Raw genomic sequence first — 14,477 nt, forward strand, 5'->3', positions numbered from 1 at the left:
GTCAAGGGCAGGCCAAGTCCGGGGAGCGGCTGACGGATGGCACCATATACAGGTTCGCGACCGATTCTATGGAGGGCTTGGAGCTTTGAGACGGCTACTCACGATCCTGCTGCTCGCCTGGGCCGCGGTGGGGATCGTCCCTCTTCCGGCCGCCCAGGCGCACAACGTGCTGATCGGCAGCGACCCGAAGGACGGGGCCACGCTGACGGCCTCGCCCGAGCGGGTGACGCTGGTCTTCGACCAGGCGGTGCGCCAGGGATACGCGCAGGTGGGAGTGACGGGGGCGGACGGGTCGTCGTGGACCGGCGGGGGCGCCGTCGTGGCCGCCGAGCGGGTGTCGGTCAAGGTCCGGCCGTTGCGGGCCGGAGGCTCGTACGTGGTCGGATACCGGATCCTGTCGGCCGACGGGCACCCGGTGACCGGGAAGATCACCTTCAGTCTGTCCCCGGACGCCTCCGGGGTGACGGCCGGCGAGGCCGCACAGGGGCCGGGCGCGGAAGCGGCGGAGGCCGCGGCGAACGGCGGAGCCGGGATGGCCGTGGTGTGGATCGTCGGCGCGCTGCTCGTGCTGGCCGCCGGCACGGCGGTGGCCCTGCGCCGCGCCACCCCGTCCCCGGCCGCCGGACCCGGCGCGGCGGATCCCGTGGAGGCGTCCGCCGGTGTGGGGGCGGACTCCGGCGGGAAGGCCTCCGCAGACGCCCCGGAGCCTGCTGTCAGGCGATCAGGGGCCGAGGGGGCACGGTCGTGAACGTCGGCGCTCCCGCCCTCCCCCAGCAGCGTCTCGGCGGCCGGCTCGTGGCCGGGGCGTTCGGCGTCTGCGCCGTCGTCGCGGCCGTGGCCGCGAGTTCGCTCACCGCCCAGGAGGCGGTCCCCGGCATCCCCATGCCGAGCCCGATCGTGGCGGTCGGCCTGCCGGTCGTGCGGGTCCTGCTCGACGTGGCCGCCGTGGCCGTGGTCGGGCTGAGCCTGCTGCCCAAGCTGCTCGGTTTCGACGCCCCCGACCGCACCGAGCCGGTCCTGCTCAGGACGCGCCCGCTGACCGTGACCGCCGCCTGGGCGTGGGCGATCTGCGCACTGCTCACCATCGTGTTCCAGGCCGCCGAGCTGAACCCCGGCGCCGGCGTGCCGACGTTCGGGATGATCGCCGCTTATGTCGGCGATGTCGGCACGGGTCAGGGGCTGCTGTTCAGTGCGGCGTGCGCGCTGGCGGCGGCGGGCATCGGGCTGATGGCGGTGCGGTTCGGGGAGAAGGTGCCGGCCGAGCTGCGGGTGATCGTGGCATTGTTCGGGCTGCTGCCCATCCCGGTCACCGGCCACGCCGTGAACTCGGTCTGGCACGACCCGATCATGGTCTCGATGGAGATCCACGTGATGGGCGCGGCGGCGTGGACGGGCGGGCTGGTGGCGACGGCCGTGTTCGTGGCGCCGCACCGGGACCTGCTGGCCGTGGTGCTGCCGAAGTTCTCCAGGATGGCCACGGTCTGCCTACTCCTGGTGGGCCTGTCCGGCCTGATCACGGGGCTGGGCACGATGGCGCTGACGCCGGGCGTGAGGTTGCCCGACGCGATCGTGACCAGCCCGTACGGGCTGCTGGTGGTGGTCAAGACGGCGCTGGTGGCGCTGCTCGTGCCGCTGGCCGCGCACATCCGCTTCCGCCTGCTGCCCGCCGTACGCCGGGGCGGGGCCACCGCCCTGGTGGGGTGGGCGGCGGCCGAGGTGGCGGTGATGGGCCTGGCCTACGGGGTCGCGGTGGCGATCACCCGGGCCTCGATCGGCTGAAGGTCACGCTTCACGGCGATCCACTCGACCGCCAGCCAGACGGCCAGTAAACCCAGCCCGGCCCACAGGGCGGACGCGGTCACCAGCGGAGGCGCGCCCAGCAAGCCGTCCTGGCCCTTGAGCGCGCCGTACACCTGACCCATGATCGCGCTCTGCGCGACCAGCGCGCCGTACGCGACGGCGGTGGCGCCGGCCGCGCCGAGCACCGCGCGCGCCACCGGCATCCGCACCAGGAACGCGACGTCCACCGCGAGCCCGGCCAGCACCAGGAAGAACGGCACCGCCGACGGAGGGAAGCCGGTGAACGTCAGCAGCGGCCAGATCGCGGCCCTGAAGCCGACGTACGCGGCCGCCACGAGGGTGGCGGCGCCGAAGCGGCCGATCAGCAGCCGCGCCACCACCAGCACCGACACCCCGGCGGCCACGGCGTAGACGGGGTAGAGGAAGTCCGGCACCGGCAGCGCGAACCCGGTCATCGTCGTCCGGTCCACCGGCCGTCCCAGCTGGTCGGCGGCGAACTGGAGCAAGATCGGCTCAGCATAGACGGCCTGGTTGTCCCAGGCGCCGATCGACAGGATGCCGTACTCCTGGTGCTGTTCGGGAAAGTGCACGTTCTCCAGGAAGAACGCGAAGAACGCGCCCAGCACGACCGTGCGCTCCCTGCCCGGCGGGGCGCCCATGAACCAGCCGCGGATCACGCCTGCGATCATGAAGAACGTTCCGGCGTAGAGCATGAGGTGCGACGGGCTCCACGAGGTGATGTCGAGCCCGTTGACGCGGTGGTTGATCAGGTCGAGCGGGACCGCGACGAGGAAGATCCCGGTTCCCCACTGGATCAGCCTGAGCGCGGCCTTGTCCACGCCGTAGCCGGTGTAGCCGTGGATGATCGTCAGGGCGAGTGCGAGGGCCGTGCCGGCGGAGTTGAGCAGGTGCGGCGGGGCGAGGTCGTCACGCAGCCACTTGAAGTGCCAGGAGACGTCCCAGGCCGAGCCGAGCAGCTTGAGCGTGAACGCCGCCAGCCAGCCGAAGTAGAGCACCCTGAAGAGGTCTTGCGGCGTCTCGCGCCCCGCCTGGCCTCTGGTCCAGTACGGCAAGGCCCACTCTGCGGCCTTTTTGATCGATGCTGGGGACTTCACGGGAGAGAATCTTACGGTCCCGGGGGCGGGAACGATCCACGCTGCCCGGTATTTCCTTCCTCCGGCAAATGGCGGAAAGGCACCGCATGGAGGAGTACGCCCTCGACGTGCTGCCGGAGGAGTTCTCTACCGGCGCCGGGCAGTCGAAGATGCCGCCGGACCCGCCGCTGGAGAAGGCGCACTCCCTGCTGATGCTCGCAGCGAGTACATGAGCGGAATCCTGGGCGCGCCCTCCGGCACGCGGTAGCCGGTGCCGTCGCCGGACAGCGTGGCGAAGCGGCGGAAGAGGGTGTGGTCGTGCTCGTGCAGGAACTCCACCCGCAGGCCCGCCGCGGCCACCGCGCTGACGACCTCCCCGAGGCCGTGCTGGAACTGCATGGTGGTCATGGGTGCGGCCAGCTTCCCGCCGGTGTAGGTATAGGCCTCCTCCCAGAGGTATGGGTCCCGGGCGAAGTAGTCGAGGGTGACGGTGGTGCCCGTCTCGTCGTCCAGGATGTCGGAGAACGGGTGGAATTCCGCGAGGTAGAGGAATCCATCCGGCTTCAGGAGCGCGGCGACGGTCTCGGCCCAGCGGGTGATGTCGGGCAGCCAGACCAGGGCGCCGAGACCCGTGTAGACGATGTCGTACGTCTCGCCGAGCGCCTGCGCCGCGTCGTACACGTCGGCGGTGACGAATCTCGCCGGGATCCCGCAGTCGGCCGCGATGGCCCTGGCCTGGTCAATGGCGGCGTCGGAGAAGTCGAGCCCGGTCACCTCGGCGCCGAGCCTGGCCCAGGAGAGCGTGTCCAGGCCGAAGTGGCACTGCAGGTGCGCCAGGCGGCGGCCGGACACGTCGCCGACCTCCGCCACCTCGAACGGCCTCAGGACGCTCCGGCCGTTCGCCTTGAAGCCGTCGACGTCGTAGAAGGCGCTGCCGACGTGGATCGGGACCCGCGCGTTCCAATTGGCCCGGTTCGTCTCCAGATAGTCCATGGCGCCCGAGCGTAGGACAGGGCGCGGTCACGGCACCTCCGATTAAGCCTGCCGGCCCCTCCTGAGCTGTGCCGTCGGCAGCCGGCCTGCCACGAAGCGCCCTGTGCGGACGACGGATCGACCGAGCGTACGGGCTGGTCAGGGGTTGCGGCGTCGCAGGCGTACGGGGAGGTGCTTGAGGCCGTTCTGGAAGTTGGACGTCAGCCGCTGGGGGCTGCCCGCCAGGTCGACGTCCCAGGCGAGCAGTTCCCTGAAGATCGAGCGCATCTGGGCGCGGGCCAGGTGGGCGCCGAGGCAGAAGTGCGGGCCGAAGCCGAAGCTGACGTGGTCGTTCGGGGTGCGGGCGATGTCGAAACGATCGGGGTCGGGGAAGACGGACGGGTCGCGGTTCGCGGAGGCGTGGTAGACGACCACCTTCTCGCCCGCGCGGACGGCGTGGCCGCCGAGGGTGAGGTCGCGCGTGGCCGTGCGGCGGAAGTGCATGACGGGCGGCCAGAAGCGCAGCATCTCCTCGATCGCGGAGTCGAGCAGGGAGGGGTCGTCGCGCAGGCGGGCCAGCTCGGCGGGGTGCTGGAGGAGCGTGAGGAGGCCGCCCGGGATGCCGTTGCGGACCGTCTCGTTGCCTGCGACGGCGAAGAGGGAGAACATGTTCTCGAATTCGGCCACGGTCAGGCCGCCCTCCCTCATGGCGGACATGAGGGATTGGTCGTCCACGGGGGTCTCGGCGAGGTCGTGCGCATAGGCGAACACGTCGGCCAGCGCCGCCTTGGAGCGCGGATTCGTCCCGGGCTCGAGCTTCGGCCGCAACGCGACGGCACGGCGGCCCATCGGGGTGAGGGACTCGACGTCGGCCGTCGAAAGGTCCGCGTGGTCGGCGTCCTGGTAGCCGATGACCCGCGACGCCCAGTCGTACAGCAGTCGCCTGTCCTGCTCCGGGAAGCCCATGACGTGGGCCAGCGTCCACACGGGCAGGTCGGCGGTCACCTCCACGAAGTCGCACTCGCCCTCCGCGAACAACGCCGCCGCGCGTTCGGCGATCGTCCGCTCCAGCGCCCGCACGGCGCGCGGCGTGAAGGCCGCCGCCACGATCTTGCGCAGCCTGGAGTGGCCGGGCGCGTCCATGTTGACCATCATGTTCTGAACGAAGGCCAGGTCGGCGGGGTCGTCGAAGTCGCGGAGCTGGGTGGCGCCCGAGTGGGAGGAGAAGTCCTCGGAATTGCGCAGGACCTGCTTGACGTCGGCGTGCCTGAAGACGGCCCAGTAGCCCGGGCCCTCACGCCACGGGCCGATGGCGGGCTCGGGGATCCAGCAGACGGGGGTGTCCCGTCTCAGGCGGGCCAACAGGTCGTACGGTACGTCTGTCGCGTAGGTGGACGGCAGGAACACCTCTACCGCCGAGTGGACCGTCACCTGTGCCTCCTCGCCTTGTGGGGTGTACGTCAAGATCGCGTACTCGCGCACGATACTTACCCCTCCTGCAGTCCCGGGGCAAGGCGGTCCGGGCACCCAGTCGTCCACAGGCGGCGCGGCCTCCGCCGGCTTGTCCACAGGACCGGTTCCCGCGGCCTCGCCCCTGCGGCCGAGCGTGGATGATGAGCGCGTGACTCCAGCAGACGCAGAGGCGATACTCCGGGAAAACTTCGCCCCCTGGATCCAGCGGCTCGGACTGCGGGTGGAAGAGGTGGGCGAGCGCCGCATGATCGTGCGGCTGCCCTGGTCCGACGACCTGGCCAGAGAGGGCGGCGGGCTGTCCGGCCAGGCGATGATGGCCGCCGCCGACACGGCCACGGCCCTGGCCGTGGCCGCGGCCCGGGGCGGGTTCGTGCCGATGACCACGGTGCAGCAGTCCACGACGTTCCAGCGGCCGGTGGTGGGCAAGGACGTGCTGATCGACGTCCGCGTCACGAAGCTGGGCCGCACGCTGGCCTTCGCGGAGATCACCCTCGCGTCCGAGGGCAGCACGGAGACGGCGGCCCTGGCCACGACGGTCTACGCCATTTTGTGATCTCCGTGCTCCCGCAGCCCGACGACACGGAGCACCACAAGGGCGATCCCGGCGTGAGCGCTGTCTCAGGGATCTCTCAGGTGCGGAAAGTAGGCTCACGGTCATGAAGCGTGTGGCCGCGCTGGTAGCGGCACTCGCCCTCATCGGGGTGACGGCGTGGCTGGTGTGGCCGTCCGCCCCTGAGGCGCGGGGCCAGGACCAGAAAATAACCGTCGTCGACGGACCCGCCGACGACCAACGGGTGGAACTCGATACGACGTTCTTCCCGCCGCCCGATGGCGGGAAGGCACCTGTCGTGTTGATCGCCCACGGTTTCGGCGGCAGCAAGCAAAGCGTCAGGCAGCAGGCGATCCGCGTCGCCCAGGACGGTTACGCGGTGCTGACCTGGTCGGCGCGCGGCTTCGGCCGCTCGACCGGCGAGATCGCGCTCAACTCCCCCGACTACGAGGTCAAGGACGTCAAGCAGCTCATCGACTGGCTGGCCAAGCGTCCCGAAGTCCAGCTCGACGCCTCGGGCGACCCGCGCGTCGGCATCGTGGGCGGCTCGTACGGGGGCGCCATCGCCCTGATGACGGCGGCCCACGACCAGCGGATCGACGCGATCGTGCCGCAGATCACCTGGTCCGACCTGGCCGACGCCCTCTTCCCCAACGCGGCCGCCCAGATCCCCGCGACCTCCACGACCTCCACGACCTCCACGACCTCCACGACTGGCCAGACCGCCGGTCAGGGGTCGGAGAGCGGCGTGTTCAAGCGCATGTGGGCAGGCATCTTCTTCGGGCAGGGCGTCTCTCTGGACAGCTTCGCGCTGCAGGGGCAGCGGCAGGCGGCCGGGCCGCTGACGCCCGAGCAGGCGCGGTGCGGCAGGTTCCTGCCCGCGATCTGCGACGTCTACCAGCAGGTCGCCAAGGACGGCAGGGCCACGCCCGAGGCCGTCACCCTGCTCCGCAAGTCGAGCCCGATCACCGTGGCCGGCCAGATCAAGGCGCCCACGCTGCTCATCCAGGGCCAGCGCGACTCGCTGTTCCCGCTGAGCCACGCGGACGCCAACGCCAAGGCGATCGCCGCCGCCGGCACCCCTGTCAGCCTGGCCTGGTTCGACGGCGGTCACGACGGCGGCAACGGCGAGGCCGACTGGCTGTTCGAGCAGTCCTCGGCCTGGTTCGCCCGCTATCTGAAGGGTGACGGCTCCGCGCAGACGGCCCCGCCGGTCAGCGCCTTCACGGTGACGCGCGACGGCGGCCGCGACCCCGGCACCCGCCAGCGCATCCGCCTGCACCCGGAGGCCGCCTCCTACCCCGGCCTCGCGGGCACCGACACCACGAGCGTGGAGCTGAGCGGCCCCGAGCAGAACATCGTCAACCCGCCCGGCGGCGCCCCCGCCTCCATCTCGACGGTGCCGGGCATCGGCGGCCTGCTGGGCGGCCAGAACAGCACCGGCGTGTCGATCGACATGCCGGGCCAGAGCGCCACGTTCGAGTCCCAGCCGCTCACGGCCCCACTCCAGCTCACCGGCAGCACCACCGCCAAGATCAAGGTGTCGGGCAAGGGCGAGGCCACGTTGTTCGCGAAGCTGTACGACGTGGCCGACAGCATGCAGTTGCCGACCCTGCCGGCCGGGCTGGTGGCGCCGATCCGGGTGACGATCCCGGAGGGCGCGGGCAGCGCGGAGGCCACGATCACCCTGCCCGCCGTGGACCACCGCTTCGCCGTCGGCCACCGCCTCCGTCTGGTGGTGACCACGACCGACATGGGCTTCGCGACCTCCGCCGAGCCTGCCACATACCAGGTGTCGCTGGCCTCTCCCACCCTCGTCGTCCCGACGGTGCGCACGCTGGCGGCCCCGCCGACCGGAGTCGCCTGGTGGGTGTGGGCGATGCCGCTGACAGCCGTGGTGATCGCCGCCATCCTGCTGGCGACCGGCCGCACCTCGACCCTCGCGCCGGCCGGCGCCAGGACCCGCCGCCGGGCCGTGCCGGCCTCGGAGGGCAACGGCCACCCGGACGACGCGCCTGCCCAGGCTCACGATGGGCAGCCGCATGACGCACCGGTCCACACGCTGAACGGCCAGGCACACGACGCGCCGCCCGTCAGCCCGAACGGCCAGGCACACGACGCGCCGCCCGTCAGCCCGAACGGCCAGGCACACGACGTGCCTGCCTCCACCGCCCCGGACAGCGAGCCGGCGGACCTGGCGGACGTGTCCGGCCGGGGCGCCTCAGGCGGCGAGCCGGTGCCGCTGGAGATCAAGGGGCTGACGAAGGCGTACCGGAACGGGGAGCTGGCCGTCGACGGGCTGTCGTTCCGGGTCGAGCAGGGCCAGGTGCTGGGCCTGCTCGGTCCGAACGGCGCGGGCAAGACGACCACGATGCGGATGATGATGGGACTCATCCGGCCGGACGGCGGGGAGATCCGGATCTTCGGCGACCGCGTGACGCCGGGCGCGCCCGTGCTCTCCAGGCTCGGATCGTTCGTCGAGGGCCCCGGATTCCTGCCGCACCTGTCCGGACGGGACAACATCGAGCTGTACTGGGCCGCAACCGGACGACCTGCCGCCGACGCCCACTTCGACGAGGCGCTGGAGATCGCGGGCCTGGGCAAGGCTCTGGAGCGTGCCGTCCGCACCTACTCGCAGGGCATGCGGCAGCGGCTCGCCATCGCGCAGGCCATGCTCGGGCTGCCGGACCTGCTGGTGCTCGACGAGCCCACCAACGGTCTCGACCCGCCCCAGATCAGGGAGATGCGCGAGGTGCTCAAGCGCTACGCGCGCGACGGCCGTACCGTGATCGTCTCCAGCCACATGCTCGCCGAGGTGGAGCAGACCTGCAGCCACGTCGTGGTCATGCACCGGGGCCGGCTGGTCTCGAGCGGGCCGGTGTCGCGGCTGCTCACGTCGGCCGCCACCGCCGCCAACGGGCACGGGACACGCCTGGAAGACGTGTTCCTCGACCTCATCGGAGAGAAGTCATGACGGCCGCGACAGGTTACGCGCCCCGCCGCACGCTGCCGTTGCGCGTGGAGATCATCAGGCAGTTCAAGCGGCGGCGGACGATGGTCATGTTCGGGCTGCTGCTGGCGCTGCCGTGGATCCTGGTGATCGCGTTCCAGTTCGGGCCGCAGGGCAGCGGACAGGCGCAGTCGGCACTGCGCATCTCCGACCTGGCGACGGAGAGCGGGCTCAACTTCGCCGCGTTCGCCCTGTCGGTGTCGGCCAGCTTCCTGCTGGTGGTGGCGGTCGCGCTGTTCTGCGGCGACACCGTGGCCAGCGAGGCCGGCTGGTCGTCGCTGCGTTACCTGCTGGCCGCGCCGATTCCCCGGGACCGGCTGCTGCGGCAGAAGCTGATCGTGGCGCTCGGCTACTCGGCGGCGGCGGTGATCTGCCTGCCGCTGATGGCGCTGGTGGCGGGCACGCTGGCGTTCGGATGGAACGACATCCAGGTGCCCGGCACGGGCGAGACGATCCCGGCGCTCGACGTGCTCCCGCGCTTCGGCATCGTGATCGGATATGCCCTGGTCAGCCAGCTCGTGGTGGCCGCGCTGGCCTTCCTCATCTCCACCCTCACCGACTCCCCGCTGGGCGCGGTCGGCGGGGCGGTCGGGCTCTGGATCGTGTGCAACATCCTGCAGGCGGTCGAGGCGCTGGGGGTGCTGCGCGAGTTCCTGCCCACGTTCTGGAACAACGCCTGGCTCGACGCGCTGGCACCGGAGCTGGACTGGAGCGGCATGGCCAAGGGCGCTTCGGTGTCGATCACGTACGCGGCCGTATTGATCGCGGTGGCCTTCCGCCGCTTCCGCCGCAAGGACGTGGTCAGTTAGCGGACCGGCCGGGTGCGCCGGGAGGGTGTGCAGACTAGAGCGCGAAGATCAATTCGATGGCGATCAGCACGTCGAGGATGCCGCACCACAGCGCGTACGAGCGGGACACGACCTTGTCCAGCTTGAGGTGGACGAAGTCCCACACGCCGTGCAAGAACCAGCCCGCCGCCACCAGGTAGCGGCCCAGCTCCGGATCCGCGATCAGCCCGGCCACTGCGAACGCGGCGAACCCGGCCATCCCGAGCGCCTGCACCCGGAACGGGCCCGGCCTGCGCAGTTGCCCGTCCATGGCGCCCCAGATCAGCACCGCCAGCGCCAGGCCGCCGAAGACGGCGGACGGCGGGATGACGTCCAGGGCGCGCAGGACGATGAACGGCAGGATCAGGATCCCGAGCACGGGCCACGACGCCTCGCGCCGGTCCAGCTTGGCGACCACGAGGTAGAGGAGCGGCAGCAGCACAAGGACGTGGGCGAGGGACTCCATCTTCTCTGGTGAGCCGGTCCCGCCGAAGGTGGCGGCCGTCATTCCCACGGCCAACGCGGCGGGCCACAGCCCTCGTACGGCTGAGATCCAGGGCTTGCGTGCGGGCAGCCCGCGGTCTCCGTCAGGTGTCGTCATGGCGGCGCTCCTCTCGGTACGGGGATGGGGTATCCACCGCACCCAGACTGACGTCACGAGGGCGGCGCCAGTAGTGCCGGAAGGCCATGGGGAGGCATGGAGGTGTCACGACATTTTGTGACATCTGTCATCCGGCTCCCCTGCGCCCCGAGCTGCTGCCGAGGCCGTCCAGCACGTCCGGGCACGCCTTCTTCGAAACGGACCCCGCCCGCCGTAGCCGATCGGACCCCCGGGCGCGTGCGACCACGGGGGGCGTCCGGCCTCGACGGCGGCCCCGCTCCACAGCCCGCAAGCCGAAGGATCCGCCGGGGCGGCAGGGGCCGTCAGAGGGGACGTTCGAAGGTGACCAGGTGGGCGCCAGGGCCGTTGTAGTCCGAAATCGGGCCGGTCACCGTGAAACCCATGCGGCGGTGGAAGGCGATCGACGCCTCGTTGACCGGCGAGGTGATGGCCTTGACCACGCGGCGATCGTGAGCGCGCGCCAGCACGAAGAAGTGTTCGTACAGCGTCCGCCCCAGACCCGCGCCCCGGGCGGCGGGAGAGACGCCGACGAAGTGGATATACGCCTCGTCCGCCGCGGACGGCGACAGGAAGCCGATCAGGAAGCCCGCCATCCCGTCAGGCCCCTCGGCGACCATGCTGGTCCGGTGGAAGTGATCGAGGAAGAGCCGCGGAAGGGAGCCCAGGACCGGGCGGCCCCACCACCCGTCGACCACGGCGGCCATGGCGTCGTAGTCGCCGGGTGTGGCGGGGCGCAAGGTGTGTGCGGGCAACGGCGTCAATCCCAGTGCGGCGGCCTGTTGTCCAGGTAGAAGCCGTCCGGGTCTTCCTCCGGCAGGTCGTCGCCCCAGCCGAGGTCCATGTCGTCCGCCGTCTGTTCGGGGTAGAAATCTTCCACGACTGACATGCTACCCAGACGTACAAACCAGCACCCAGCGTGTCCGCAGGCCCAGGGACAGGTCGCAGCCTCGGCGGTACGATGCGAAGGCAGGTGTCGCCTACCCCCCGTGAGGCTGCTCATGGCCACCCCGACAGGCTGGCGGCGAGAAGGCAATCTGCCGGCGGAGCTCACGAGCTTCATCGGCCGGACGCGTCTCCTCGCCAACCTCAAACGGCACCTCGGCGAATCGCGACTGGTGACCGTCACGGGCATCGGGGGCGTGGGGAAGTCGCGCACGGTGCTGCGGCTGGCCCATCTGGTGCGCCCTCTGTACCCCGACGGCGTCTGGTTCGCCGATCTCGCCCGGCTGCAGGACGCCGGCATGGTCAAGCACACCATCTCCTCGGCGCTGCGCATCGCCGACCAGTCCTCCCGCGCGGAGTCGGAGTCGCTGTCGGAGTGGGTGGGCGAGCGCGACATGCTGCTCATCATCGACACGTGCGAGCACGTCGTGCAGGGCTGCGCGGAGCTGGTGCACGAGCTGCTGGAGGCGGCGCCCAACCTGAAGGTGCTGGCCACCAGCCGCCAGTCGCTGCACCTGCCGTACGAGCACGTGGTCCCGGTGCCGCCGCTGCAGGTGCCCGGGGACGACCCGGCGGAAAGCCTGTTCACCAACGAGGCCGTGCAGCTGTTCGCGGCCCGGGCCGGGGCGAGCGTGCCCGACTTCCAGCTGGACGAGAGCAACATCGGCGCGGTGGCCGAGCTGTGCCGGCGGCTGGACGGCATCCCGCTGGCGATCGAGCTGGCGGCGGTGCGGCTGCGGGCGCTGTCGGTGGAGCAGATCCTGGGTCTGCTGGCCGACCGGTTCAGCCTGCTGGCCGGCGCCAGCCGTACGGCGCTGCCGCGGCACCAGACGCTGCGCGCGGCCATCGGCTGGAGCCACGAGCTGTGCGAGCCGGCCGAGCGGCTGCTGTGGGCGCGGCTGTCGGTGTTCGCGGGCGACTTCGAGCTGGACGCGGCCCGCTTCGTCTGCTCGGACGCGCGGCTGCCCTCGGAGGACATCACGGACCTCGTGACCGGCCTGGTCGAGAAGTCGATCCTGCTGATCAGGAGCAACCACGCCGGGGTCCGCTACAAACTGATCGACACCCTCGCCGAGTACGGCGAGGAGTGGCTGGACAAGCTCGGGCAGAAGCAGCAGATGCAGCAGCGGCATCTGGAGTACTACCTGAGCCTGGCCCAGCGCAGCGAGGACGCCTGGTCGGGGCCACGGCAGATCTACTGGTTCGTCCGCATGCGGCAGGAGCACGACAACGTGCGGGTCGCGCTGGAGCACGCGCTGAAGACACCCGGCAAAGAAGTGCTGGCGCTGACGCTGCTGTCGTCGCTGTGGTTCATGTGGGTGTGCTGCGGCTTCGCCCGCGAGGGCCGCCTCTACCTGGAGCGGGCGCTGGAGGCCAACCCCGGGCACAGCAGGGAGCGGTGCAAGGCGCTGTGGGTGCTGTCGTACGTCAAGAGCGCCCAGGGTGACAGCGCGGGCGCCCAGGCGGCGGCCGAGACGTGCAGCACCGAGGCCGTCAGGGTCGGCGACTCCAGGGCGGTGATCCTGGCCTCCAAGATGCAGGGCACGGCCGCGTTGCTCCAGGGCGACCTGCAGAAGGCCAGCGCGCTGCTGGGCGTGGCGATCGAGTTCAACACCGACAACAAGGAGCTCAACCCCGGCCTGCTGCCCGCCATCGTGGAGCTGTCGCTGGTGCTGTCCTCGCAGGGCGAGCTGTACGAGGCGGAGTCACTGCTGCAGGACTGCCTGCAGGTGTGCAGGGAGCGCGGTGAGCTGTGGGTCAGCTCGCACGCGCAGTGGGCGCTGGCGGGCGCCAGGATCGCCACCGGCCTGGTCGACGAGGCGCTGCAGAACGTCAGGGAGGCGCTGCGGATCAAGCGCCACTTCCACGACACCCTCGGCACCCTGCTGGCGCTGGAGACGGCGGCTCGCATCTTCGCCGCGCAGGAGGAGCTGCCGACGACCGCCAAGCTGCTGGGGGCGCTGCAGCAAAACTGGAAGACGGCCGGCCTGCCGCAGCTCGGCGCGCCCTGGATGACCGAGGACCACAACGCGTGCGTACGCGACTGCGTGCGCCGGATGGGCGAGCTGGCCTACAAGAACGCGTTCGAGGAGGGCGCCAGGCTGGACCTCGATGAGGCGTCCGCGCTCGCGCTCGGCGAACTGGACGCCCCAGCCGAGAGCGGGCCTCAGACAGCTTGAGGCCAGCGGGTGTCGTCAGGCCAGGCCCTCAGGTAGCGGGCGCTGCCGAGCGAGAACTCGATGTGCCCGCGCACCCAGTGTTCGAGCCCGCGTACGTACTTGCGGACCGGCAGTGTGGCCCAGCGGTCGAGTGACGAGCGCCGGTCGAGGAACGCGGCGATCGCGTCGTTGTGCATCTGGGAGACCTTGAGCAGGGCCTCCTGGAGCGAGAGGGACCGGTGCGTGGCCAGCACCGTGACCAGGTTGTGCCGGGCCTTGTCGTTCCCGCGCTCCTTGGCGTAGGACAGCAGGTCGTTGTCCCACCCGATGAGGTCGCACGCCAGGTCGGAGAGCGTCCGCACGTCGGGGTGGTGCCACTCCTCCGCCTCGAGCCGGTAGCCGCCGCCGGCGTCGATGAGGGCGAAGCAGGTGTACGTGGCCCCGGTGATGCGGCGCATCAGCATGTAGTCCTCGGGGGTGGGGATCAGGTCGACTTCACGGTTGGCGGCCTCCCAGATCTGCGCGAACAGGTACTCCTTCACCGTGATCCGCCATCGGTCCACCTGTGCGGGTGTGGCCTTCTCGCGGATGCGGTGCAGGAGCTCCTTGAGCGCGAGGCCGAAGGGGTCGTCCTCGTCCGGCTCCTTGCGGCCGTCCAGGATCTCGAGAAGCGGCGGCAGGGCGTGGGCCAATGCGGAGGCCCGGTGTCCCATGAGCTCGCCCTCGCAGAACGCGTCGTCGAACGCGAAGAGCCAGTTGTACCAGTCGTTGATCAGCCGGAGGCTGGCACGCGGCACGGTCGGGTTGGTCCGTGCCGCGAGCAGGCCGATCTTGGAGCGCCGGAAATGATCCACGGTCGCGGCGCCCGTGAGCATGTGTGAGGCGGCCAGCCATGCGTGACTCTCCGCGTCGACCTCCGAGGCATGCTCGTTGATCTCATTCGGGAACGGGCACGGCAGCGGAGGGATGTGGAGGGGTCGCCTACTGAAGGAGTGCGCAGAAGTAGCCACGCCATCAAGCATGACTAT

General features: G+C 70.9%; 12 protein-coding genes. 6 read left to right on the forward strand and 6 right to left on the reverse strand.

The features are described 5' to 3' along the window. Nucleotides 1-85 precede the first annotated feature (85 nt). Together ACIBX3_RS08045 and ACIBX3_RS08050 are read left to right on the forward strand one after the other, a co-directional pair. A complete protein-coding gene (locus ACIBX3_RS08045) occupies nucleotides 86-748 on the forward strand; it encodes a copper resistance protein CopC (protein WP_397114369.1) in 663 nt (220 codons plus the stop codon). Then, the gene (locus ACIBX3_RS08050) at nucleotides 745-1,779 is read left to right on the forward strand and encodes a copper resistance D family protein (RefSeq protein ID WP_397114371.1); all 1,035 of its coding nucleotides are present in this window, start codon (nucleotides 745-747) and stop codon (nucleotides 1,777-1,779) included. Before ACIBX3_RS08045 ends, ACIBX3_RS08050 begins: the two co-directional genes overlap by 4 nt. Here ACIBX3_RS08050 and ACIBX3_RS08055 read toward each other — a convergent pair. The 3 genes from ACIBX3_RS08055 to ACIBX3_RS08065 all read right to left on the reverse strand — a co-directional run bounded on the left by ACIBX3_RS08055 (nucleotide 1,737) and on the right by ACIBX3_RS08065 (nucleotide 5,348). After that, on the reverse strand, nucleotides 1,737-2,915 hold the full coding sequence (locus tag ACIBX3_RS08055) for a hypothetical protein (protein WP_397114373.1): 1,179 nt from the start codon (nucleotides 2,913-2,915) through the stop codon (nucleotides 1,737-1,739). The two genes, ACIBX3_RS08050 and ACIBX3_RS08055, sit on opposite strands and share 43 nt — an antisense overlap. 126 nt (nucleotides 2,916-3,041) lie before the next feature. Then, entirely contained in the window at nucleotides 3,042-3,887 is an 846-nt protein-coding gene (locus ACIBX3_RS08060) for a class I SAM-dependent methyltransferase (protein ID WP_397114375.1), read from the reverse strand. Between the two features lie 138 nt (nucleotides 3,888-4,025). Then, entirely contained in the window at nucleotides 4,026-5,348 is a 1,323-nt protein-coding gene (locus ACIBX3_RS08065; RefSeq protein ID WP_397114377.1) for a cytochrome P450, read from the reverse strand. A 139-nt stretch (nucleotides 5,349-5,487) separates the two neighbouring features. Between ACIBX3_RS08065 and ACIBX3_RS08070 the strand changes: the two genes are divergently transcribed. From ACIBX3_RS08070 to ACIBX3_RS08080, 3 genes are all read left to right on the forward strand, one after another. Next, the gene (locus tag ACIBX3_RS08070; protein WP_397114379.1) at nucleotides 5,488-5,892 is read left to right on the forward strand and encodes a PaaI family thioesterase; all 405 of its coding nucleotides are present in this window, start codon (nucleotides 5,488-5,490) and stop codon (nucleotides 5,890-5,892) included. Nucleotides 5,893-5,995: 103 nt separating this feature from the next. Next, a complete protein-coding gene (locus ACIBX3_RS08075) occupies nucleotides 5,996-8,863 on the forward strand; it encodes an alpha/beta fold hydrolase (protein WP_397114381.1) in 2,868 nt (955 codons plus the stop codon). Then, the gene (locus ACIBX3_RS08080) at nucleotides 8,860-9,708 is read left to right on the forward strand and encodes an ABC transporter permease (protein ID WP_397114383.1); all 849 of its coding nucleotides are present in this window, start codon (nucleotides 8,860-8,862) and stop codon (nucleotides 9,706-9,708) included. Before ACIBX3_RS08075 ends, ACIBX3_RS08080 begins: the two co-directional genes overlap by 4 nt. Before the next feature lie 34 nt (nucleotides 9,709-9,742). On the opposite strand, the gene ACIBX3_RS08085 is transcribed toward ACIBX3_RS08080, so the two are convergent. Continuing rightward, nucleotides 9,743-10,327 (reverse strand): hypothetical protein, encoded by a 585-nt coding sequence (locus ACIBX3_RS08085; RefSeq protein ID WP_397114385.1) that lies wholly within the window; start codon nucleotides 10,325-10,327, stop codon nucleotides 9,743-9,745. A 323-nt stretch (nucleotides 10,328-10,650) separates the two neighbouring features. Further along, on the reverse strand, nucleotides 10,651-11,052 hold the full coding sequence (locus tag ACIBX3_RS08090) for a GNAT family N-acetyltransferase (RefSeq protein ID WP_397115011.1): 402 nt from the start codon (nucleotides 11,050-11,052) through the stop codon (nucleotides 10,651-10,653). Between the two features lie 282 nt (nucleotides 11,053-11,334). Between ACIBX3_RS08090 and ACIBX3_RS08095 the strand changes: the two genes are divergently transcribed. Next, a complete protein-coding gene (locus tag ACIBX3_RS08095) occupies nucleotides 11,335-13,470 on the forward strand; it encodes an ATP-binding protein (RefSeq protein ID WP_397114387.1) in 2,136 nt (711 codons plus the stop codon). Here ACIBX3_RS08095 and ACIBX3_RS08100 read toward each other — a convergent pair. Next, a complete protein-coding gene (locus ACIBX3_RS08100; RefSeq protein WP_397114389.1) occupies nucleotides 13,458-14,459 on the reverse strand; it encodes a hypothetical protein in 1,002 nt (333 codons plus the stop codon). The two genes, ACIBX3_RS08095 and ACIBX3_RS08100, sit on opposite strands and share 13 nt — an antisense overlap. Nucleotides 14,460-14,477: the final 18 nt, after the last annotated feature.

The sequence above is a fragment of the Nonomuraea sp. NPDC049480 genome, from assembly GCF_044465905.1.
Lineage (GTDB): Bacteria > Actinomycetota > Actinomycetes > Streptosporangiales > Streptosporangiaceae > Nonomuraea.